The sequence below is a fragment of the Blastococcus sp. SYSU DS0539 genome, assembly GCF_054050855.1.
This window is the reverse complement of record NZ_JBJHAF010000002.1, coordinates 344,178-364,371: the sequence shown is the minus strand read 5'-3', so window position 1 is coordinate 364,371 and position 20,194 is coordinate 344,178. Positions and strand designations below refer to the sequence as shown.

The following is a 20,194-nucleotide window of genomic DNA, read 5'->3' as shown; positions in this document are numbered from 1 at the left end:
TGCCACGATGGGCGCCGTGACCCGTCCCACCCCGCAGCGCGACGCCATCCGGACGTTGTTCGCCGACCTGGACGGTTTCCACAGCGCCCAGGACGTGTACGCGCGCCTCCGGGCCGCCGGAGGCGGGGTCGGGCTCTCCACCGTCTACCGGGCGGTGCAGTCGCTGGCCGACGACGGCGAGCTGGACTCCATCCGGACCGACACCGGGGAGGCGCTGTACCGCCGGTGCAGCAGCCAGCACCACCACCACTTGGTGTGCCGCTCGTGCGGTCGCACGGTGGAGGTCGCCGGCCCCGCCGTCGAGCGCTGGGCCGACGAGGTGGCGGGCGAGCACGGGTTCGCCGACGTCAGCCACGCCCTGGAGATCTTCGGCACCTGCGCCGCCTGCCGCACCGCGGCCTGAGCGACCGCGGCCTGAGCGACCACGGGCCGCCCGCCGCGGAGCGGACCCGCTCCCGGGTCAGGCCTGCAGGGCCTCGGAGAGCGCGCGCAGCTGGGCCAGCTGCCAGTCGAGGAACGAGGACTCGTCGTCGGGCACCGACTCGGTGACCTCCACGACCGGCACCCCGCCGTCCTCGGCGGCGGCGCGCAGCTGCGTGGGCACCCCGCCCTCGGTCTGCGTGTTGTAGACCAGCACGTCGACCTCGCCGGCCGAGAGCGCCGCCTCGAACTCGGCGAGGTCACCAGGGGCCGGCTCCGCTCCGTTGCTGGCCGACTCCCGGTAGCCCTCCGGGGTGGCGTCGGTCAGCCCGACCGCCTCGGCCATGTAGTCGAAGACCGACTCGGTCGCCGCGTACGTGCGCCCGTCCGCGGCAGCCCGGAGCGACTCGATCTCGGCGAGGTACGGAGCCAGCTGCTCCTCCCAGGCGGCGGCGCGCTCGGCGAAGTGGTCCGCGGCGTCCGGGGAGAGCTCGCTCAGCTCGGTGGTGACCGCCGCGGCGGCCAGCTGCACGTGCTCCGGGGAGTACCAGAGGTGCGGGTCGACCCCGCCGTGGCCGTGCCCTTCCTCCTCGGCGTGCCCGCCGTCCTCCTCCGCGTGGCCGTGCTCCTCCGCGTGGCCGCCCTCCGCCTCGTCGTGCCCGCCCTCCGCCAGGCCCACGGCGTCGGCCAGCTCGAGGACCGCCGGCGCCGGGTCCACGCCGGCCGCGGCGTCCTCGGCCCAGTGGTCGTAGTCGGCGCCGTTCAGGACGACCAGCTCGGCCTCCTGGAAGGCGGCGATGTCACCGGCCGTCGCCTCGAAGTCGTGCGGGTCGACGGCGGTGGAGCTGATGACGGTGGTCACCGAGGCGCAGTCGCCGCCGAGGAACTCCACCACGTCACCCCACTGCCCGACCGAGACCACCACGTCGACGACCTCGCCCGGGCAGACCTCGGCGTTCCCGGAGCTGGTGGTCGGACCGCTCGCGTCCCCGCCGCCGCAGGCGGTCAGGAGGAGGGTGGCGGCCCCGGCGAGAGCCAGGGCGGCGGAGCGGGAACGGTGGCGCATCAGATCTCCAGAGCGGGAACGGGAATGATTCTCACTGCCATCATGCCCGACGGCTGCCCGGCTCCGCACACCCCCTCCGGGCTTGGGGGCCGGACCGGCGGGCGCCCGGCCGGAGCGACTCTGCGCCGTCCCCTCAGCGGGTGCGGACCACCCGTGCCTCGTCGAAGACGGGATCGGCCGACTCGTAGACCCGGCCGTCGGCGCCGAACACGAGGAACCGGTCGAACGACCGGGCGAACCAGCGGTCGTGGGTGACGGCGAGCACCGTTCCGTCGAAGGCCGCCAGCGCCTCCTCCAGCGCCTCGGCCGACAGCACGTCCAGGTTGTCGGTCGGCTCGTCGAGCAGCAGCAGCGTGGCGCCCGACAGCTCCAGCAGGAGGATCTGGAAGCGCGCCTGCTGACCGCCCGACAGCGTCCGGAACGGCTGGTCGGCGGAGTCGGTGAGCCCGTACCGGCGCAGCGCCGCCATCGCCCGCCCGCGGTCCACGCCGGGGCGGCCGGGCTCGCCGTGCCAGAGCAGGTCGACCGGGTCCCGGTCCTGCCACTCCGGATGGGCGTGCGTCTGCGCGAAGAACCCCGGGACGACCCGGGCTCCCAGCCGCCAGGCCCCGGTGTGCGCGACGTCCTGCCCCGCGAGCAGCCGGAGGAAGTGCGACTTCCCCGCCCCGTTGGCACCCAGGACGCCGACCCGGTCGCCGTACCAGACCTCCAGGTCGAACGGCCTCATCAGGCCGGTCAGCTCCAGCTGCTCGGTCATGACCGCCCGCACGCCGGTGCGGCCACCGCGCAGCCGCATCGCGACCTTCTGCTCCGGCGGGCGCTCCGGCGGCGGGCCCGCGGCCTCGAACTTGGCCAGCCGGGTCTGCATGGCGTGGTAGCGGTTGGCCATGTCCGGCGAGTTGGCGGCCTGCTGCTGGAGGGTTCGGACGAGGTCGACCAGCCGCTGGTGCTCCTCGTCCCAGCGCCGCCGCACCTCGGCCAGCCGCTCGTGCCGCGCGGTCCGCGCCTCGGCGTAGCTGGCGAAGCCACCGCCGTGCACCCACGCCGTGCCGCCCTCGACGGTGACCACCCGGTCGGCGACGCGGGCCAGCAGCTCCCGGTCGTGGCTGACGAACAGCACGGTCTTGCGGGTCTCCAGCAACCGCTCCTCGAGCCACCGCTTGCCGGGGACGTCGAGGTAGTTGTCCGGCTCGTCGAGCAGCAGCACCTCGTCGGGCCCGCGCAGCAGCGCCTCGAGCGCCAGCCGCTTCTGCTCACCGCCCGACAGCGTCGACAGCTCGCGGTACTTGCACCGCTCGTACGGCACGCCGAGCGCCGCCACCGTCACCGTGTCCCAGGTGACCTCGGCCTCGTAGCCGCCGGCGTCGCCCCACTCCGCCAGCGCGTCGGCGTAGGCCATCTGCGCGCGCTCGTCGTCGGTCTCCATCAACGCGAGCTCGGTGGCCTCGACGGCGTCCCAGGCGGCGCGGACGGCCGGAGGCGAGAGCTCGACGAGCATCCGCTGGACGGTGGTGTCGTCCCGGACCGACCCGATGAACTGCCGCATCACCCCGAGCCCGCCGGTGCGGGCGATCGAGCCCGCCTCGGGCGATAGGTCGCCGGCGATGATCCGCAGCAGCGTCGTCTTGCCGGCGCCGTTCTCGCCCACCAGGGCCGCGCGGGCACCCTCACCGACGCGGAAGGCGACGTCGTCGAGCAGCACCCGCCCGTCGGAGAGCGTGTGCCGGACCGCGCTCACGTCGACGTATCCCACGCCGCCATCCTGCCCCGCCCGGCAACCCGGTTTCCGGGCGCTCAGCCGATGTGCCGGTCCAGCCGGTAGCGCGCCAGCCGCTCGACCAGCTCGGGCAGGGCACCGACCGGTGAGCCACCGAGCTCCCGCCGGCAGTCCCGGACGACGCGCACGAGCAGCTGCGGCCCCACCCGGCCGGCGTACTCCCCGCGCAACCGTTCGACGGCCTGGCCGACCGACGGGTCCACGGTCTCCTCGACCCGCGAGGCGTCGGAACGCTCCGGCGTCGAACCGGCGGCGCCGGGGGGAACGGCCAGGGTCATGGGCGGTCCTCACGTCTCGGAGGTGCGGTGCCCGCCGGTCGGCGTGGCAGTTCCACACGTTGCCGTGCCGCTAGACCGGGCACCAGGGACCTAGGTCACCTCGGGCCGCCTCCGGCGACCTGCTCAGGTCAGCGCGATCGACAGCACCGTCGCACCGGCCGCCAGCACCATCGCGAGGACGACGAGCGCCGCCACCAGCCGCCGGCGTCGCTCCGCGTCGGGTCCGCCCGCTCCACCCATGCCCATCACGCCCGACGACGCTACCGGCGCCGGCGGGGTCAGGCCGTCCGGCGTCCCCAGAGCAGGGTGTCGAGCGCGATGCCCTGGGGCGTGCTCCGGCGCACCTGCGCCAGCCGGTCGACGTCGAGCAGTCGCGCGACCGGCTCGAGGCGCTCGACGCTGTGCAGGATCTCCGGGTCCCGGGGGCCACCCACCCCCCGGTCCGGGTTCGCCACGTCATGGCCGAGCACCAGCAGCCGCCCGCCGGGCCGCAGCCAGCCGACCGCACGGGTCAGCAGGCCGACCGTCTCGGCCGCGGGGAGGTGCAGGTAGGCGACGAGAAGCAGGTCCAGGGAGTCCGGTGCCGCCGTCCACGTGCGGACGTCGGCGGTCACCCACCCGATCCGGTCCCACCCGGACGGGCCCGGCCACGGTCGAGGCCGACGCCGGAGAAGTCGACCGCGGTGACCTGCCAGCCGCGGTCGGCGAGCCAGAGCGCGTGCCGGCCCTCGCCGGCCGCGAGGTCGACCGCCCTCCCGGGCCGCAGGTTGGCCAGCAGCTCCGCCACCAGGTCGTTGGGGCCGGTCGACCACTGCGCCTGCTCGGCGTACCGCCGGTCCCAGTCCTCCGCCTGCACCGGCGCAGTCTGCCGGACCAGGTCACCGCCGGGCGCGGACGTCGTACCCGTCTGCCACGGTGCCCCGGTGACGACGCTGCACGACGTGGCCCTGATGCGCCTGCTCGCCCAGCGGCTCGCGGGGCCGCCGGCACCCGACGCCGCGGCGGCCGTCCACCGGCTGACCGCGCTGCAGGGCCAGGACTTCCCCGGCGCGGTCGCCGCGGTGGCCCTGCGCACCGCGGCGCGCGACCGGGAGGCCGTGCTCCGCGCGCTGGACGCAGGCACGGTCGTGCGCTCGTGGCCCATGCGCGGCACGCTGCACCTGCTCCCGGCGGAGGACCTGCCCTGGCTGCTCGCGCTGCTGGGCCCCCGGGCTCTGGCCGGGCTGTCCGGGCGGCGCGCCGCCCTCGGGCTGACCGACGCCGACGCCGAGCGCGCCCGTGACCTGGCCGTCGCCGCGCTGTCCGGTGGCGGGCGGCTCTCCCGCGCTGCGCTGCTGTCCGCCCTGGACGCGGGCGGCGTCCCGACGACCGGTCAGCGGGGCTACCACCTGCTGTGGTTCCTGGCGCAGACCGGCACCCTCTGCCTCGGCCCGACGCAGGACGGCGAGCAGCTGTTCGTGCTGCTCGACGAGTGGGTGCACCGGCCCCGTCGGATGGAGCGCGAGGAGGCACTGGCCGAGCTGGCGCTGCGCTACTTCACCGGTCACGGCCCGGCCACCCTCCAGGACCTGGTCCGCTGGGCGGGGAGCACCGTGCGGGACGTGCGCGCCGGCCTGACCGCGGTCCGCGACCGGCTGGACCGCGTGGAGGTGGACGGCGTCGAGTACTTCCTCGACCCGGAGACCGCGGACCGGTACGCCGCGCACCGCGCGCAGGCCCGCGAACCCCTGCTGCTCCCCGGCTTCGACGAGTTCGTGCTCGGCTACGCCGACCGCGGCGCGATCCTCGACCCGGCCTTCGCCGACCGCATCGTGCCCGGCCGCAACGGCGTCTTCCGGCCCACGGTGGTCGTCGACGGCCGGGTCACCGGCACGTGGCGCCTGCCCGGCCGCAGCCGCGCGAACGCGCCGGCGGCCGAGCCGTTCACCGGCTGGAGCGCGGACGTGCAGGCGGCCATCCCCCGCCTTGCCGCCGCCTGGCCCTGACCGGTCGAGCGGGCGCGGCTCAGCGGCGCTCGACGAGGAACACCGGGATCTGCCGGTCGGTCTTCTCCTGGTAGTCCGCGTAGGAGGGGTAGGCGGCCACCGCCCGCTGCCACCACTCGTCGCGCTCCGCGCCGGAGATCTCCCGGGCCACGCCGTCCCACGGCTCGGGGCCGTCCTGCACCGTCACCTGGTCGGGGTGCGCCCGCAGGTTGGCCACCCACGCGGGGTCGGTGGGCGCCCCGCCCTGCGAGCCCACCATCGCGTAGGCGCCGTCGTGCTCGACCCGCATGAGCGGCTGCTTGCGCACCTTGCCGCTGCGCGCACCGCGGGTGCTGAAGATGACCACCGGCAGCCCGGTGTCCCGGAGCGTGTTCGCCTCGCGGCCGCCGGTCGCCTCGTAGCGCTCGACCTGGTCGCGGACCCACTGCTGCGGACTCGGTTCGTACTCACCCTCCAGCGGCATGCCCCGAATCTAGGGGTGGAGCGGCCGGTCCGCCCGGCGACCCGAGTCGCGGGCACCGGGGAGCCGATGGCACCGTTCGGGCGGCCGGTCAGCGGGAGGAGCAGCACGGGATGCGGTACAGCGAAGGGGCCGACCTCGACACGTCGAGCGTCCGGGACATCCGGGGTGGCGGCGGCGGGTTCGGTGGAGGCCGGGGTCTGGCCGTGGGCGGCGGCGGACTGGGCGTCGTCGGCCTCCTGGTCGTGGTGCTGCTCCAGGTGCTCGGCGGCGGCGACGGCGGGGGCGGCGGCGGGGGCGGCGGAGCCGGCGTCGGCGGGCTGTCCGGGCTCGGCGACGGTCAGACGACCGACAGCGGCTGGCTCGAGCAGAACTGCCGCACCGGCGCCGACGCGAACGCGTCGGTGGAGTGCGCCGTGGTCGCCGACATCGAGTCGATCCAGGACTACTGGTCCGGTGTGCTGGGTGCCGACTACGCCCCCACGGACACCGTCTTCTTCTCCGGATCGGTGCAGACCTCCTGCGGCGGCGCGACCAGCGGGTCGGGGCCGTTCTACTGCCCGGCCGACCAGCTCGTGTACATCGACCTGACCTTCTTCGACCAGCTGCAGCAGCAGTTCGGCGCCCAGGGCGGTCTGTTCGTCGACGCCTACGTCGTGGCCCACGAGTACGCCCACCACGTGCAGAACCTGCTGGGCATCAACCGGCAGGTGACGCCCGGCGAGACCGGCACCACCAGCGGCACCGTCCGCCTGGAGCTGCAGGCCGACTGCTTCGCCGGCGCGTGGGCCGACCACGCCGAGACGGTCCCCGACGAGTCGGGCCAGCCGCTGATCGCCGAGATCACCGACGACGACATCGCCCGCGCCCTGGACGCCGCCGCGCGCATCGGCGACGACTTCATCCAGGAGAACCTCGGCGGGGGCACGGTGGACCAGGACGCGTTCACCCACGGCTCCTCCGAGCAGCGGCAGCGCTGGTTCCGCACCGGGTACGAGACCGGTGACCCCAGCCGCTGCGACACCTTCGCCACCGACGACCTGGGCTGAGATGACCGACCACCTCCGCGTGACGCGGGACGGCTCCGTCGCCGTCCTCACCATCGACCGGCCCCAGAAGCGCAACGCCATGACGGTCGGGATGTGGGCGGCCCTGCCCGCCGTCCTGGCCCCGCTCGCGGACGACCCGGCGGTCCGGGTGCTGCTGGTCACCGGCGCCGGACCCAGCTTCTGCGCCGGCGCCGACATCTCCGACCTGCTCGGCGGTGACGACCCCGAGGACCCGATGGCCGAGGTCCGGCGGCACAACCTCGCCGCGCAGGAGGCGCTGCGCACCTTCCCCAAGCCGACCGTGGCGGTGATCCGCGGGCACTGCATCGGGGGCGGGGTCGAGCTGGCGACCTGCTGCGACCTGCGCTTCGCCGACCCGTCCGCCGTCTTCGGGGTCACCCCCGCGAAGGTCGGGATCGTCTACACCCCGTCGTCCACCCGGGCGCTGGTCGACCTCGTGGGGCCGGCGACGACGAAGTACCTGCTGTACAGCGGTGAGCTCCTCGACGCGCCCACCGCGCTCCGGACCGGCCTGGTCGACCGCCTGGTCGAGGCCGACGAGCTGGACGACGAGGTGCGCCGGTTCGCCGGCGTGCTGGCCTCCCGCTCGGCGCTGACGCAGCGCGCCACCAAGGAGGTCGTCGCCGAGCTGAGCGCCGGCGGGGACGGCGAGAGCCGGGCGGCGGTGCGGTACCGCGAGACGATCGCCGCGGGCGAGCTGGCCGAGGGCGTGGCGGCCTTCGCCGAGCGCCGGGCACCGCGATTCCGCTGGTCGGGCTGATCTTCGGTTTGATCCACCCCTGGTGGCGGGTACCCCACCCGCTGCGCGGAACGGTGCTCTAGCGAGCGGCACGAGGGACGGCGCAGCGCCGGCGCTGCACTCCCTCGCCTCCCCCGGTCCCGCCCCGGGCCGCACGGATGCGCCGGGTCGACTCCACAGAGCTTTTCCGCCCGACACCAGCGGCGCCGACCCGACGTCGTTGCGGCCACCCGGTCCGGTTGACCAACCGCCCGGATGTGTGCCGCAACGACGTCGGGGTAGCGCCACCACCGACCACGAAGCATGCCGAGGAGGACCGATGACTCACTCCATCGATGCCCCGTTCCCGCCACCGGTTCCGGCCACGACGGGCGCCAGCACCACCCCGAGCGACAGCTCGTCGACCAAGGACGTCGCCAAGGGCGAGGCCCAGCAGACGAAGAACGTCGCCAAGCACGAGGCCCAGCAGACCAAGGACGTCGCCAAGGACGAGGCCCGCAACGTCGGGCAGACCGCCGCCCAGGCCGGCAGCCAGGTCGCCTCGACCACCGCCGACCAGGCCAAGCACGTGGCGAACGAGACCCAGCGCCAGGCCAAGGACCTCATCGAGCAGGGCCGTTCACAGCTCAGGGAGCAGACGGTCTCGCAGCAGCAGAAGGCTGCCGAGGGCCTCAACTCCCTCGCCCAGCAGATGCGCGGGCTCGCCGACGGCAGCAGCGAAGGCGCCCCCGGCCCGGTCCGCGACCTGCTCCAGCAGGCGTCCGGCTCGGTCGAGAGCTTCGCCTCGATGCTGCAGAACAAGGAGCCCGCCGAGCTGCTCGACGAGGTCCGCCGCTTCGCCCGCCGCAAGCCCGGCATGTTCCTGCTGGGTGCCGCTGTCGCAGGCGTCGCGGCCGGTCGGCTGACCAGCGGCGCGAAGGCCGCGCACAGCGACTCCGGCTCCGGTGGCGGCAACGGCCACCAGGGCACGCCGACGAACTACGTCGACCCCGCGCCGACGTACTCGGACTACTCCAGTGCCACCACCGGCACGGGGGCCGGCACGGGCACGGGTGCCCCGCTGCCCCCGCCGCCGTACGGCACGGTGCCGCCCGCCGGCAGCATGGTGCCCCCGACCACGCCCGCAGGCTGGGACGACCCGGCTCGCCGGCCCGGTGAGGTGCGCTGACATGAGCTCCCCCTACTCCGGGGCCACCCCCGCGGGGGCGACCCCCCAGGGCTACGCGGACTCGTCGCAGCAGAACTACGCCGCCGACTACTCCGAAGGTCAGCAGTACAGCGGCAACATGGGCACCCCGACCACCGACGCCGGGCACCCCGACGTCGAGGGCGTCTCGGTCGGTGCGCTCATCGGTGAGGTCACCAAGGACCTCTCCACGCTGATGCGCCAGGAGCTCGAGCTGGCCAAGGTCGAGCTCAAGGCCGAGGCCAAGAAGGCCGGGCAGGGTGCCGGCATGTTCGGCGCCGCCGGCTTCGCCGGCTACATGGTGGCGCTGTTCCTCTCCCTGGCCCTCATGTGGGCCCTGGCGAGCGCCATCCCCACCGGCTGGGCCGGGCTCATCGTCGCCGTCCTCTGGGGCGTCATCGGGGCCGTCGCCTTCGTGATGGGCCGCAAGAAGTTCCAGCAGGTGAACCCGAAGCCCGAGCGCACCGTGGACACCCTCCAGCAGGTGCCCGACGCCCTGAAGCCCAACTGACCACCAGACCGCGAGGAGTCGCAACAATGACCAGCAGTGACCCGGACGTCATCCGGCGGCAGATCGAGGACACCCGGCGCGAGCTCAGCTACGACGTCGACGCCCTCAACGAGAAGGTCAACCCGTCCCGCGTCATGGACCGGCGGGTGACCGCCGCCAAGGGGCGCATGAGCAACCTGAAGGACAAGGTCATGGGCTCCGCCCACGACACCACCTCGGCGGCCCAGCACCGGGCCTCCGGCGCGGCGGGCTCCGTGCAGGGCGCGGCGTCCAACGCGGCGGGCACCGTGCAGGGCGCGGCGTCCGATGCGGCCGGCAGCGTGCAGCACGCGGCCTCGTCCGCGGTCGGCGCCGTCCAGCAGGCACCGGACACGATCGTGCGCCAGGCGCAGGGCAACCCGCTCGCCGCCGGGCTGATCGCCTTCGGTGCGGGCTGGCTGATCTCCAGCCTGCTGCCTGCCACGCAGAGGGAGCAGCAGCTGGCCCAGCAGGCCGAGACCGCGCTGCGCGAGAACAAGGACTCCCTGCTCCAGCCGGCGAAGGATGCCGCGCAGGAGATGGGCGAGCAGCTCAAGCCGGCCGCCCAGCACGCGATGGAGGAGGTCAAGTCCACCGCCCAGGACGCGGCCGGGACCGTCAAGCAGGAAGGCCAGTCCGCGGCTCAGGACGTGCAGGGTCAGGCCCAGCACGCCAAGGAGTCGGTGCAGGGCCAGGCCGAGCAGTCGAAGCAGTCGGTGCAGGGCCAGGCCCAGCAGTCGAAGCAGTCGGTGCAGGGCTCGTCGGGCTCCTGACACCCGTGGGTCCGCCGACCCGCAACCGTTCCACATTGCGCCCCGCCGGGTTCTCCCGGCGGGGCGCAGTGCTGTCCGCACCCACCCCGACGGGGTGAGGCGCCGCGGTCCGCGCTGCAGGCCCCCGGCCGGGGCGCCGTTCCTCACCGGGACGACGCCACCGGTCCGCCCGCATCCGCGGGGCGCGACCACGACCGACGGGAGTCCCCGTGGACCCGGTCCCGCACCCCCCGGGCGGTCACCCCGCCCGGCCGGGCCCGACCGGGACCGTGCGGGTGCTCGTGGCCGACGACGAGGACGACATCCGCGACCTGGTGACCCTGGCCGTCCGCAAGGCCGGCTGCCAGGTCGTCACCGCGACGCCCGACGGCCGCGCGGCGCTGAGCGCTGCCCGGGCGCAGCGGCCCGACCTCGCGGTGCTCGACGTCTCCATGCCGGGCATGACCGGGCTGGAGGTCTGCACGGCGCTGCGCGCCGATCCCGCCACCGCCGGCACCAGGATCCTGCTGCTCTCGGCGGGCGCCTCCCCTGACGAGGTCGCCCGCGGGCTGGCCGCCGGGGCCGACGCCTACCTGGCCAAGCCGTTCACCGTCGCCGGGCTGGTGCGCCAGGTGCGCGAGCTCGCCGTGCGGGAGCCGGTGGCATGACCGCCGCCGTCCTCGACCGGCCCCGCTCCCGGCTGCTCGACGTCCGCACGTGGCAGGCCGCCGTCAGCGGGCCGCTGCCGGGCACCCTGATGTTCTCCGCGGCGGCCGTGCTGCTGCTCGCCGGCTCCATCCCGATCGTGGCACCCGGCTTCGTGCACGCCGGGCTGGCCCTCGCCGTCGTCGCCACCGCGGTGGCCTGGTCCGCCCGTCGGCCGACCGCCGCCCGCCGTTCCCTGGCCGTCCCGGTGGCGCACCTGACCGCCGTCGGGCTGCTGTACGCCGGCACGTCCGCGCCGACGATGCTGTTCCTCCTGCTCGGCCCGCTCTGGGTGCTCGCCACCCATCCGGGCCGCCGGGGCGTCCCGATCGCCGTGGCCGGGACCACCGCGGTCCTGGCGGTCCCCTCTGTCGTGGCCACGGTCCCCGCGACCGCCGACCTGGCCGGGGCCCTGCTGCTCGGGCCGCTGGTGGTGGCCGTCGGCAGCTTCGCCGTCAACGAGAACACCCGCCGCCTCGCCACCCAGGCGCGCCAGATCGTGCGACTGCAGGACGAGCAGGCCGCGCTCCTGGAGCAGGTGCGAAGCCGCGCCGACGAGCTGGACACCGCCTCCCGCATCCTCACCGCCCGGGCGCAGACCATGACCAGCGTCATCGACGCCGTCACCGAGCAGTCGATCATCGGCACCGACCGGGACGGCGCCATCCGCGTCTGGAACCCCGGCGCGGAGAAGATGCTGGGCCTGCTGCGCCCCGACGTGGTGCGCATCCGCTCCATCCTCGACTTCCACCTGCCCGAGGAGCTCATCGCGGCCGCCGAGGACAGCGGCAGCGGATCCGGCCTGGAGGCCCTGGTGCACGTCGCCCGCGAGCAGGGCAGCGACGTCCGGGACTGGACCTACGTCGCCGCCGACGGCACCCACCGCACGGTGTCCGTCGCGATCACCCCCCGCTCCGACGACCGCGGCGTCCACGCGGGCTGGAACTTCGTCGGTACCGACATGACCGAGGCGCGTGCCACCGAGCGGATGAAGGACCAGTTCGTGAGCCTCATCAGCCACGAGCTGCGCACCCCGCTGAGCTCGATCCTCGGGTACCTCGAGCTGGTCATGGACGACGAGGACCAGCCGCTCACCGTCGAGCAGCGGCAGTACCTGACCACGGTGGAACGCAACGCCCAGCGCCTGCGCCTGCTCGACTTCCTGCGCGGCCGGACCACGGGGCCGGCCGCGCAGGAAGCACCCCTCCCCGGCGGCACCGACCACGACGATCCGGTGGACGTCGAGCTGATGGACCGCCTGCAGGGCATCTACGCCGACGCGCTGCCCTCCCGGCTCGCCGCGATCGTCCGGCACACCCGGGCCGGCGACGCCGCAGCGGTGGCGTTCGCCGCCTCCACCCTCGCCGGGACCAGCGGCCAGCTCGGGCACCCGGAGGTCGCCTGGATCTGCCGCGCGATCGCCGCCGACGCCCGCCGGGGCGTGCTCGCGCACTCCCGGGTCGTCCGGCTGCACGAGCTGGCGGGGGTCTGACCCGGCGCCACGACGACCCGGCGCGCAGCCGCCACCCGCTCGGGCAGGAGCCGGGTCAGGCGGCGACGAGGCGGTAGCCGACGCCGCGGACGGTACGGATCTCCGGTGAGCGCAGGCCCGCCGCGACCAGCTTGCGGCGCAGGTTGGACATGTGCGCCTCGACCAGGCGGAGATTCCCCTCCCAGTCGGTCTGCCAGACCTCGCGCAGCAGCGTCTCCCGCTGCAGCACCCGGCCCGGCCGGGACGCCAGCGCGGACAGCAGCTCGAACTCGGTGCGGGTGAGGTCGACGACGGCGCCGTCGACCCGCACCTCCCGGCTGTCCTCGTCCACCTCGAGCTCCGCGAGCCGGCGCACCGCCCCGGGCCCCGGGGTGGGCTCGGCCGCCGCCGACGGGGCGGTGCGCGGGAACCGCAGCATCGCCTGCACGCGCGCGGTCAGCTCACGGGGGGAGAAGGGCTTGGCCATGTACCCGTCGGCGCCGACGGCCAGGCCGATGAGCAGGTCGACCTCCTCGGCGCGAGCGGTCAGCATCAGCACGTAGCAGGGCGTCTCGGCCCGGATCCGGCGGCACACCTCGGTGCCGTCGACGTCCGGGAGGCCGAGGTCGAGCACGATCAGGTCCGGCGGGTTCCGCCGCACCTCCTCGAGCGCCTCGCCGCCGGTGCCCACGGCCCGCACGGTGAACCCGGCCCGCTCCAGCACCGTGGTCACGAGCTCGCGGATCTCCTGGGTGTCCTCCACCACGAGCACGGATTGATCCGGCACGACGACTCCTCCTCGCTGCACACGGGGGGGTGCGGAGCGGTCCTCCGGTCACCTGAGCGGGTGATCGGCACGGCGGAGGCCCGGCTTGAGCGGGGTGCCCGTCGCCCGGTCGGGTCGTGCCACCCGGAGGGGTGAGCCGCCGGCTGCCCGGCTCATGCGACCTGCGGATGCGGCCGTCAACTCCCGCGGGGACACCCTTCCCCCTCCCGGCCGGCCCGGGAGACCCCACCGACGGGAGGCGGAGGCGTGCACGGTGCCCTGCACGTCCTGGTGGTCGACGACGACCCCGACACCGCACTCCTCGTACGCACCGGCGCCATGCCGCTGACCGTCGCGGCCGGCGCCGGCATGCCGTCGCTGGCGCTGGACCTCCCCCTCGGCCGGCCGCTGCCGGCGGAGGTGCCCTTCACCGAGCTCGCCGTCGTCCGGTACCTGGAGGACGTCTTCCTCGCCCCGTCCGACGTCCTTCCCGAGGAGACCGCCCGATGACCGCCGTCCTGGGTGAGCTGGACCTGCTGCTCACCGACCACCACGTCCACTCCACCTGGTCCGACGACGCGACCAGCGCGCCGATCGAGAACCTGGTCGCCGCCCGCGACACCGGGCTGGCCAGCATCCGCATGGTCGACCACGTCCGGACGACGACGACCTGGGTGCCCGGCTTCCTGGCCGAGGTGGCCGCGCTGCCCCGCATCGACGGGCTGGAGGTGCTGACCGGCGTCGAGGCCAAGATCCTGGACGCCTCCGGGCGGCTCGACGTGCCCGAGGACCTGGTCGTCGGGCACGGCGGCGTCGACCGCATCCTCATCGCCGACCACCAGTTCCCCGGGCCGGACGGGCCGTGGAGCCCGCGCCGCACGCTGGAGGAGCTGGCCGCGGGGCTGCCGGCCGAAGAGGCGCTGTCGATCCTGGTCGACGCGACCGTCCGGGCGATGGACCGGGCCGGGCGGGCCCAGCTGGCCCACCTGTTCTCGCTGCTGCCCAAGATCGGCATGCACGAGAGCGAACTGCTCGACGAGCACGTCGCCGCGATCGCCGCCGCCGCCGTCCGCACCGGGACGACGGTCGAGGTCAACGAGAAATGGCGCTGCCCCGGCCCTCGCGTGGTCGTGGCCCTGGCCGCCGCCGGCGTCCACCTGGTCGGCTCCACCGACAGCCACGAGGCCACGACCGTCGGCCGCTACTCGTGGGTGTCCGACGCGGCGTCCGCGACCCGGCTGGTGGGTGCCCGATGACCGGGGCGGTGGCCGCGCCGTCGTGCTCTACCTCGTCCGCACCGCCGTCCTCGGCGCCTGAGACCGCGGCCGGCCGTCCCCCTGACCCCGGGGCGGCCGGGCCGCAGCACCTCGCCCGGTCTCACACGAAGGCGCTGATCCCGGTGAGCGCCCGCCCGACGATGAGCTGGTTGATCTCCCGTGTGCCCTCGTAGGAGTAGAGCGCCTCGGCGTCGTTGAAGAACCGGACGACGTCGCGCTCGAGCAGGATGCCGTTGCCGCCGAAGAGCTCCCGCGCCCAGGCCACGGTCTGCCGCGCCTGGCTGGTCACGTAGCTCTTGGCCAGTGCGGCGTGGTCGTCGCGGAAGACGCCTTCCTCCTGCAGTTGCGCCACCCGGACGGCCATGCCGAGGCTGGCGGTCACGTTGCCGGCCATCCGCGCCAGCAGGTCCTGGATCAGCTGGAAGCCGGCGATCGGGCGGCCGAACTGCTGCCGCTCCTTCGCGTAGGCCAGCGCCGCCTCGAACGCACCCATCTGGCAGCCGACGGCGTTCCAGGCGACCCCGCCGCGGGTCAGCTTGAGCACCCGGTTGACGTCCTTGAAGGTGTTGCCGCCCTCGAGCTTGTTCTCGGCCGGGATCCGGCAGCCCTCGAAGGTGATGTCGGCGTTCTGCACCGTGCGCAGCGCGTACTTGCCCTCCATCTTGGTCGCGGTGAACCCGGGGGTGCCCTTCTCCACCACGAACGTCTTCACCGAGTCGTCGGCGACGTCCCGGGCGAAGACGACGACGAGGTCGGCGAAGGTGCCGTTGCCGATCCACCGCTTGGCGCCGTCGATCACCCACTCGTCGCCGTCCCGCCGGGCGGTGGTCTCCAGGCCGAGCGCGACGTCGGAGCCGCCGTGCGGCTCGGTGAGCGCGAAGCAGCCGATCTTCTCCAGGGCCAGCATGCCGGGCAGCCAGCGGCGCTTCTGCTCCTCCGAGCCCAGGTTGACGATCGAACCCATCGCCAGCCCGTTGTGCACGCCGAGAAAGGTGGCCATCGACGGGTCGACGCGCGAGGTCTCCAGCGCGATGAAGCCGGTGAACAGCCGCGAACCCCGGGGCGAGCCCTCGGTGTCGTAGCTGCGGCCGACCAGCCCGGCCTCGGCGAACTTCGGGATCAGCTCCATCGGGAAGGTGGCGGCCTCCCAGTGCTCGTTCACCCGGGGCTTGACCTCGGTCTGCAGGAAGTCGCGGATGCCGCCGAGCTCCGCGCGCTCCTCGTCCGACAGCAGCGACTCGTAGGCGTAGAGGTCTCCAGGGATCAGGTCGTCGGTCATGTGCGCGCGTCCTCTCGTCGATGGCCTCCCGGCCCTACCCGCCCGGCGCGAACCGCAACTCGACGGCGGCCGACGGCGTCGGCGCCGTCCCGGCCCGGTGGACGGCGTGCTCGGTGAGGCCGCGCTCGCCGGCGACCCGGCGCACCACCGCCCGGATGCGGTCGTCCGCGCCCGGGCCCATCACCGAGAAGGCGACGACGACGCGCCCGCCGGGCGCCAGCACGCGCCGGACGACGTCCCACTCCGGTGCCGGCGGTGTCCAGAAGGCGCGGACGTCGAAGGAGACGACGGCGTCGAACCAGCGCTCGGGCAGGTCGGCGTCGGCCAGGGTCGCGGTCTGCACGGTCACCCGACCGGCGTCGATCGCGGCACTGTTCCGCCGGGTCGCCGCGGCCACCATGGCCGGCGAGCGGTCCACGGCGAGCACCTGACCGGCGCCCGGTCGCGGGGCGAGCAGGTCGACCAGCACGCCGTGGCCGCAACCGACCCCCAGCACCCGCTCCCCCGGGGCCGGCGCGACCACGCCCGCCGCCCAGACCAGCCGCTCCGACGCCGGCACGGGCCGCTCAGCTCAGCATCCGGGTGCCCGGCGGCAGCACCCCGCCGGCCAGCAGCGCCGCCGTCGCGTCCTGCAGCGCGGTGAGGGCCACCCGCTGCGCGAACGGGCCGGTGGAGACCCGCGCGACCCCCAGCCGCTCCAGCTCGGCGACCGGCGGCGTGCTCCCCGGGACGGCGAGCACGCTCAGCCGCCCGGGCCCCAGCCCCTCGACCAGCGCAGCGATCTCCCCGGCCGCCGCCACGCCCGGCACGAACACCGCCGTCGCGCCGGCCGCCAGGAAGGCCCGCCCCCGGCGCACGGCCTCGTCGATCAGCGCGGCCCGGTCGGCGTCCGCCGGGGCGAGCAGGACGGCGTCGGTCCGCGCGTTGAGCACGAAGTCGATGCCCGCGGCTCGGCCGGCGGCGAGCACCTCCCGCACCGCGGCCACCGCCTCGTCCAGGGGACGCATCCCGTCCTCGAGGTTGCCGCCCACCGCGCCGGCCGCGATCGCCCGCCGGGCGGTTTCTCCTGCGTCGCCGTAACCGGCCTCCATGTCCATGGAGACGGGCAGGTCGACGGCCGCCGCGATGCGGGCCACCACGTCCAGGTGCAGGTCCAGCGGGATCCGCTCGCCGTCCTCGTACCCGAAGGTGGCCGCGATGGAGTGGCTGGCGGTGGCCAGGGCACCTGTCCCCGCGGTGGCGGCCACGACTCTGGCCGAGGTCACGTCCCACACGTTGGCCAGGACCAGGATCCGGGGATCGGTCTGCAGGCGGGCGAGCGTGCGGGCGCGGCACGCCGGATCGGGCATGGCGGCAACCTAGGGGCGCCGGCGGCTCCTGACCAGGGGGCTGGCGCGAAGCGGTTAGGAGAGGCTAACCTCCGAGCGTCGCCCGGGTGTCCGCACCGGGGCCGCCGCCCCCGCCGTCTCCCGTTAGGCGACCGCTGCATGTACGTGTGCCACTGCAACGTGGTGACCGACCGCGACATCCTCGAGGCGATCGCCAACGGCGCCCGCTGCGTCGCCGACGTGGCCCGCGCCACCGGCGCCGGGCGCACCTGCGGCAACTGCGTCAACTCGCTCCGGGACCTCGTGTGTCAGCATTGCCCGGTGCGAGCCGAGCGCACCACCGAGCGCCCGGCCGAGCGAGAGCTGGGAGTATCCGGTGCAGCCCGTTAGCCCCCGCGTGGTCGAACTGCTGAACGACGCGCTGACCTTCGAACTCACGGTCACCAACACGTACTTCCTGAACGCGCGGATGCTCGACGCCTGGGGCCTGCCCAAGCTCGGCAAGGTCTTCTACGACCTCTCCATCGACGAGATGCGCGACGCCGACTCGCTCATCCAGCGGATCCTGCTCTTCGACGGCCACCCCAACCTGCAGCGCCTCGGCTCCATCCGGGTCGGCGAGACCGCCGAGGAGATGCTCGTGCTGGCCCTCGACAGCGAGAAGGCCGCCGTCGCCCAGTTCAACGCCTCCGCCAAGGAATGCCACGACCTCGGTGACCACGGCACCGCGTCGGTGTTCGAGGAGATGGTCCTCGACGAGGAGAAGCACGCCGACTGGTTCGAGGCGCAGATCGCCGCGATCGAGCGGGTCGGCGCACCGCAGTACCTGGCCGCGCAGATCGCCACCGAGACGCCCTGAGCGACCCTGCCCCGGCAGACCGAGGGCCCCCTCCCGATCGCGGGAGGGGGCCCTCGGCGCATCCGCAGGGTCGGCCGACGAGGGGCGCATCCCCCGGACGCGCGTCTGGTTCGACCGGCCGACGTGTGCAAGACTGCCGGAAGCCAGGGAAGCCTAGCCTAAGTCGGAAGACAGCCTCTCCCTGCCGGAGCCCGGGAGACGCCGTGACCGTCGAGACCCTGCAGGTCCCCGCCTACCGCACCTTCCCGGTGCGGGTGGCGGGGGTGCAGCGGCTGAGCCCGAGCTTCCTGCGGGTGACGTTCACCGGGCCGGAGACGGCCGATCTCGCGACCAACGGCTTCGACCAGCGGATCAAGGTCATGCTCCCCCTGCCCGGCCGGGGCATCCTCGACTGCCCGGCGGGCGACGACTGGTACGGCGCCTGGCGGGCGCTGCCGCCGGAACGGCGGATGCCGATCCGCACGTACACGATCCGGGCGCTGCGCACCGAGGTCGGCGAGGTCGACGTCGACTTCGTCCTGCACGGCGCCACCGGCCCGGCGTCGGCCTGGGCCGAGCGGGCCGACGTCGGCGACGAGGTGGTGCTGGTCGCCCCGAACGCCCCGTTCCCCGGCCCGACGGGCGGCTTCGAGTGGCACCCGCCGGCGGACGCCTCGTGCCTGCTGCTCGTCGGCGACGAGACCGCGGTCCCGGCGATCTGCGCGATCGTGGAGAGCCTGCGCGACGGGCAGCACGCCCGGGTCCTGCTCGAGGTGCCGACCGTCGCCGACGCGCTGGACGTGGCGGCCCCGAAGGGCGTGGAGATCACCTGGCTGCCCCGCTGGCCCGCCGACGGGACGGCCGCCGCGCCGCGGGGGCAGCTGCTCGCCGCCGCCGTGGCCGAGACGGTCCGGGAGCTGGGCGACCGGCTAACCCCCTCCCCCGCGGTCGAGGTCCCCGACGTCGACGTCGACAGCGAGATCCTCTGGGAGATCCCCACCGAGGACGCCGCACCGCAGGGCTCCTCGGGCGTGTACGCCTGGCTCGCCGGGGAGGCGGCGGTGGTCAAGGGCCTGCGCCGCCACCTGGTGCAGGAGGTCGGCATCGACCGCCGGTCGGTGGCCTTCATGGGCTACTGGCGCGAGGGCCGCGGCTCCGACTGACGCCCCGCGCGTTTGACACCGTGACATCGGACGGTGTCACATGAGGGCGTGCCTGGCTACGACGTCGTCGCCATGGACGGCCTGAGCATCATCGGGACCGTCGGTTTCTTCGTGCCCGCCGCCATCCTCGTCGCGCTCGTCGCGGGGGCCGTGGTGCGCGACCGCCGGCTCAGCGCGCGGGAGGCCGCGGCCGAGGCCGACCGGCAGGGCATGGCGCGGGAGGAGATCCCCGGCGGGGACGCCGCGGGCCGGCCGCCGGCCGACTAGCTCTCCAGCTGCCCCAGAGCCGCCTCGACGGCGGTGGCGACCTCCGCAGCCATCTCGGTGCGGAAGGCCGCGAGCATCGCCTGCGCGGCGACCGGCTGCAGCCGCGTCACCGTCGCCAGGATGTCGTCCAGCCGCTCGCGCGGGGCGCCCGCCTCCACGAAGGCCCGCCACCCGGTGTCGACGAACATCTGCACGTAGGTGCGGGCGATCGCCCGCACGTGCTCGTTGACCTCCGCCTGCGCGGCGATGAGCGCGTCCGGCGGCACGCCCAGCCCCACCACCTGCAGCCCGGCCATGAGCAGCGCCGGGTCGAGCACCCGGATCCGCCCCTCGTCCAGCCGCTCCACCAGCCCCAGCTCCACGAGCCGGTCGATCACCTGGAGGTCGGCGGGCACCCCGGCCCGCGCGGCCAGCTCCGCGCCTGTGGTGATCTCCGGCTCCGGGGGCAGCCACGGCGCCAGCAGCGCGCGGTGCAGGGCGAGCGTGGCCGAGCTGGCGGTCGGCGGCGCGCTGGCCAGCGTCCGCTCGATCATCGCCAGCGAGTACCCCTCGGCGAGCATCTCGCGCACCAGCAGCAGCCGGGCGACGTGCTCGCGCCCGTAGTACCCGGTGCGCCCCACCATCCGCGGCGGCGGGAGCAGCCCGCGGGCCGAGTAGGCGCGCACGTTGCGCACCGTGACCCCCACCCGGGCGGCCAGTTCGTCGACCGTCAGCTCGCGGTCGGACCCGTCTCCCGGCGGCTCGGACTGCACTGCGCTCACCTTCTCCCCTTCCCGTCGTCACCACACGGTATGTCGCTCGTTCTATGTAACAGTTGTCGATGTCACCGTGACCGGTG

General features: G+C 74.6%; 26 protein-coding genes. 15 read left to right on the top strand and 11 right to left on the bottom strand.

The window, feature by feature from the left end; genetic code table 11:
• Positions 1-7: 7 nt before the first annotated feature.
• Positions 8-403 (top strand): Fur family transcriptional regulator, encoded by a 396-nt coding sequence (locus ACI790_RS04010; RefSeq protein WP_456568490.1) that lies wholly within the window; start codon positions 8-10, stop codon positions 401-403.
• Between the two features lie 57 nt (positions 404-460).
• Here the strand turns inward: ACI790_RS04010 and ACI790_RS04005 are convergent, their stop codons facing one another.
• The 5 genes from ACI790_RS04005 to ACI790_RS03985 form a co-directional block, all read right to left on the bottom strand.
• Positions 461-1,486 carry a metal ABC transporter solute-binding protein, Zn/Mn family gene (locus ACI790_RS04005; protein WP_456568489.1) on the bottom strand — a complete coding sequence of 342 codons (1,026 nt, stop codon included), beginning with the start codon at positions 1,484-1,486 and terminating at the stop codon, positions 461-463.
• 133 nt (positions 1,487-1,619) lie between these two features.
• A complete protein-coding gene (locus tag ACI790_RS04000; protein WP_456568488.1) occupies positions 1,620-3,239 on the bottom strand; it encodes an ABC-F family ATP-binding cassette domain-containing protein in 1,620 nt (539 codons plus the stop codon).
• Between the two features lie 41 nt (positions 3,240-3,280).
• Complete coding sequence (locus ACI790_RS03995) at positions 3,281-3,541, bottom strand: three-helix bundle dimerization domain-containing protein (protein ID WP_456568487.1); 261 nt, start codon at positions 3,539-3,541, stop codon at positions 3,281-3,283.
• 278 nt (positions 3,542-3,819) lie between these two features.
• Positions 3,820-4,155 carry a hypothetical protein gene (locus ACI790_RS03990; RefSeq protein WP_456568486.1) on the bottom strand — a complete coding sequence of 112 codons (336 nt, stop codon included), beginning with the start codon at positions 4,153-4,155 and terminating at the stop codon, positions 3,820-3,822.
• Entirely contained in the window at positions 4,152-4,397 is a 246-nt protein-coding gene (locus ACI790_RS03985) for a class I SAM-dependent methyltransferase (RefSeq protein ID WP_456568485.1), read from the bottom strand. Before ACI790_RS03985 ends, ACI790_RS03990 begins: the two co-directional genes overlap by 4 nt.
• Positions 4,398-4,464: 67 nt before the next feature.
• On the opposite strand from ACI790_RS03985, the gene ACI790_RS03980 reads away from it, so the two are divergent.
• Positions 4,465-5,526, top strand: coding sequence for a winged helix DNA-binding domain-containing protein (locus ACI790_RS03980; RefSeq protein ID WP_456568484.1), 1,062 nt, complete (start codon positions 4,465-4,467; stop codon positions 5,524-5,526).
• Between the two features lie 19 nt (positions 5,527-5,545).
• Here the strand turns inward: ACI790_RS03980 and ACI790_RS03975 are convergent, their stop codons facing one another.
• The gene (locus ACI790_RS03975; RefSeq protein ID WP_456568483.1) at positions 5,546-5,989 is read right to left on the bottom strand and encodes a nitroreductase family deazaflavin-dependent oxidoreductase; all 444 of its coding nucleotides are present in this window, start codon (positions 5,987-5,989) and stop codon (positions 5,546-5,548) included.
• A gap of 110 nt (positions 5,990-6,099) precedes the next feature.
• On the opposite strand from ACI790_RS03975, the gene ypfJ reads away from it, so the two are divergent.
• From ypfJ to ACI790_RS03940, 7 genes are all read left to right on the top strand, one after another.
• The gene (ypfJ, locus tag ACI790_RS03970) at positions 6,100-7,035 is read left to right on the top strand and encodes a KPN_02809 family neutral zinc metallopeptidase (RefSeq protein ID WP_456568482.1); all 936 of its coding nucleotides are present in this window, start codon (positions 6,100-6,102) and stop codon (positions 7,033-7,035) included.
• Between the two features lies 1 nt (position 7,036).
• Positions 7,037-7,816, top strand: a complete 780-nt coding sequence (locus ACI790_RS03965) for an enoyl-CoA hydratase/isomerase family protein (protein ID WP_456568481.1) — start codon at positions 7,037-7,039, stop codon at positions 7,814-7,816.
• Between the two features lie 298 nt (positions 7,817-8,114).
• Positions 8,115-8,963 (top strand): hypothetical protein, encoded by an 849-nt coding sequence (locus ACI790_RS03960; protein ID WP_456568480.1) that lies wholly within the window; start codon positions 8,115-8,117, stop codon positions 8,961-8,963.
• Position 8,964: 1 nt separating this feature from the next.
• Positions 8,965-9,492 (top strand): phage holin family protein, encoded by a 528-nt coding sequence (locus ACI790_RS03955; RefSeq protein ID WP_456568479.1) that lies wholly within the window; start codon positions 8,965-8,967, stop codon positions 9,490-9,492.
• Between the two features lie 26 nt (positions 9,493-9,518).
• A complete protein-coding gene (locus ACI790_RS03950; protein WP_456568478.1) occupies positions 9,519-10,283 on the top strand; it encodes a DUF3618 domain-containing protein in 765 nt (254 codons plus the stop codon).
• 209 nt (positions 10,284-10,492) lie between these two features.
• Positions 10,493-10,930 carry a response regulator gene (locus ACI790_RS03945; RefSeq protein ID WP_456568477.1) on the top strand — a complete coding sequence of 146 codons (438 nt, stop codon included), beginning with the start codon at positions 10,493-10,495 and terminating at the stop codon, positions 10,928-10,930.
• Positions 10,927-12,459: a histidine kinase dimerization/phospho-acceptor domain-containing protein gene (locus ACI790_RS03940; RefSeq protein WP_456568476.1), complete on the top strand. Its 1,533-nt coding sequence runs from the start codon at positions 10,927-10,929 to the stop codon at positions 12,457-12,459. Before ACI790_RS03945 ends, ACI790_RS03940 begins: the two co-directional genes overlap by 4 nt.
• A 55-nt stretch (positions 12,460-12,514) precedes the next feature.
• Here the strand turns inward: ACI790_RS03940 and ACI790_RS03935 are convergent, their stop codons facing one another.
• Positions 12,515-13,225, bottom strand: coding sequence for a response regulator (locus ACI790_RS03935; RefSeq protein ID WP_456568475.1), 711 nt, complete (start codon positions 13,223-13,225; stop codon positions 12,515-12,517).
• A gap of 246 nt (positions 13,226-13,471) precedes the next feature.
• Here ACI790_RS03935 and ACI790_RS03930 point away from each other — a divergent pair, with 246 nt between their 5' ends.
• Positions 13,472-13,714, top strand: a complete 243-nt coding sequence (locus ACI790_RS03930) for a hypothetical protein (protein WP_456568474.1) — start codon at positions 13,472-13,474, stop codon at positions 13,712-13,714.
• Positions 13,711-14,460 (top strand): histidinol-phosphatase, encoded by a 750-nt coding sequence (locus ACI790_RS03925; protein WP_456568473.1) that lies wholly within the window; start codon positions 13,711-13,713, stop codon positions 14,458-14,460. Before ACI790_RS03930 ends, ACI790_RS03925 begins: the two co-directional genes overlap by 4 nt.
• Before the next feature lie 121 nt (positions 14,461-14,581).
• Here ACI790_RS03925 and ACI790_RS03920 read toward each other — a convergent pair whose 3' ends face one another.
• From ACI790_RS03920 to ACI790_RS03910, 3 genes are read right to left on the bottom strand one after another with little or no spacing between them, the layout of a single operon-like run.
• Complete coding sequence (locus ACI790_RS03920) at positions 14,582-15,760, bottom strand: acyl-CoA dehydrogenase family protein (RefSeq protein WP_456568472.1); 1,179 nt, start codon at positions 15,758-15,760, stop codon at positions 14,582-14,584.
• Between the two features lie 34 nt (positions 15,761-15,794).
• Entirely contained in the window at positions 15,795-16,319 is a 525-nt protein-coding gene (locus ACI790_RS03915; RefSeq protein ID WP_456568471.1) for an SAM-dependent methyltransferase, read from the bottom strand.
• Between the two features lie 7 nt (positions 16,320-16,326).
• Positions 16,327-17,109, bottom strand: a complete 783-nt coding sequence (locus ACI790_RS03910) for an isocitrate lyase/PEP mutase family protein (RefSeq protein ID WP_456568470.1) — start codon at positions 17,107-17,109, stop codon at positions 16,327-16,329.
• Between the two features lie 138 nt (positions 17,110-17,247).
• Between ACI790_RS03910 and ACI790_RS03905 the strand changes: the two genes are divergently transcribed.
• The 4 genes from ACI790_RS03905 to ACI790_RS03890 all read left to right on the top strand — a co-directional run bounded on the left by ACI790_RS03905 (position 17,248) and on the right by ACI790_RS03890 (position 19,356).
• Positions 17,248-17,478: a (2Fe-2S)-binding protein gene (locus tag ACI790_RS03905; protein WP_456568469.1), complete on the top strand. Its 231-nt coding sequence runs from the start codon at positions 17,248-17,250 to the stop codon at positions 17,476-17,478.
• Between the two features lie 7 nt (positions 17,479-17,485).
• On the top strand, positions 17,486-17,947 hold the full coding sequence (gene bfr, locus ACI790_RS03900) for a bacterioferritin (protein ID WP_456568468.1): 462 nt from the start codon (positions 17,486-17,488) through the stop codon (positions 17,945-17,947).
• A gap of 203 nt (positions 17,948-18,150) precedes the next feature.
• The gene (locus ACI790_RS03895) at positions 18,151-19,089 is read left to right on the top strand and encodes a siderophore-interacting protein (protein ID WP_456568467.1); all 939 of its coding nucleotides are present in this window, start codon (positions 18,151-18,153) and stop codon (positions 19,087-19,089) included.
• A gap of 48 nt (positions 19,090-19,137) precedes the next feature.
• Positions 19,138-19,356, top strand: a complete 219-nt coding sequence (locus ACI790_RS03890; protein ID WP_456568466.1) for a hypothetical protein — start codon at positions 19,138-19,140, stop codon at positions 19,354-19,356.
• Here the strand turns inward: ACI790_RS03890 and ACI790_RS03885 are convergent.
• A complete protein-coding gene (locus ACI790_RS03885) occupies positions 19,353-20,117 on the bottom strand; it encodes a MerR family transcriptional regulator (RefSeq protein ID WP_456568465.1) in 765 nt (254 codons plus the stop codon). The two genes, ACI790_RS03890 and ACI790_RS03885, sit on opposite strands and share 4 nt — an antisense overlap.
• Between the last annotated feature and the right edge of the window lie 77 nt (positions 20,118-20,194).

Bases quoted from the DNA above. Each gene is read 5' to 3' on its own strand.
- ACI790_RS03920 (WP_456568472.1), bottom strand. From the start codon at position 15,760: ATGACCGACGACCTGATCCCTGGAGACCTCTACGCCTACGAGTCGCTG.
- ypfJ (WP_456568482.1), top strand. From the start codon at position 6,100: ATGCGGTACAGCGAAGGGGCCGACCTCGACACGTCGAGCGTCCGGGAC.
- ACI790_RS04010 (WP_456568490.1), top strand. From the start codon at position 8: ATGGGCGCCGTGACCCGTCCCACCCCGCAGCGCGACGCCATCCGGACG.
- ACI790_RS03995 (WP_456568487.1), bottom strand. From the start codon at position 3,541: ATGACCCTGGCCGTTCCCCCCGGCGCCGCCGGTTCGACGCCGGAGCGT.
- ACI790_RS03955 (WP_456568479.1), top strand. From the start codon at position 8,965: ATGAGCTCCCCCTACTCCGGGGCCACCCCCGCGGGGGCGACCCCCCAG.
- ACI790_RS03925 (WP_456568473.1), top strand. From the start codon at position 13,711: ATGACCGCCGTCCTGGGTGAGCTGGACCTGCTGCTCACCGACCACCAC.
- ACI790_RS03910 (WP_456568470.1), bottom strand. From the start codon at position 17,109: ATGCCCGATCCGGCGTGCCGCGCCCGCACGCTCGCCCGCCTGCAGACC.
- ACI790_RS03940 (WP_456568476.1), top strand. From the start codon at position 10,927: ATGACCGCCGCCGTCCTCGACCGGCCCCGCTCCCGGCTGCTCGACGTC.
- ACI790_RS03950 (WP_456568478.1), top strand. From the start codon at position 9,519: ATGACCAGCAGTGACCCGGACGTCATCCGGCGGCAGATCGAGGACACC.
- ACI790_RS03975 (WP_456568483.1), bottom strand. From the start codon at position 5,989: ATGCCGCTGGAGGGTGAGTACGAACCGAGTCCGCAGCAGTGGGTCCGC.
- ACI790_RS03965 (WP_456568481.1), top strand. From the start codon at position 7,037: ATGACCGACCACCTCCGCGTGACGCGGGACGGCTCCGTCGCCGTCCTC.
- ACI790_RS03960 (WP_456568480.1), top strand. From the start codon at position 8,115: ATGACTCACTCCATCGATGCCCCGTTCCCGCCACCGGTTCCGGCCACG.
- ACI790_RS03905 (WP_456568469.1), top strand. From the start codon at position 17,248: ATGTACGTGTGCCACTGCAACGTGGTGACCGACCGCGACATCCTCGAG.
- ACI790_RS04005 (WP_456568489.1), bottom strand. From the start codon at position 1,486: ATGCGCCACCGTTCCCGCTCCGCCGCCCTGGCTCTCGCCGGGGCCGCC.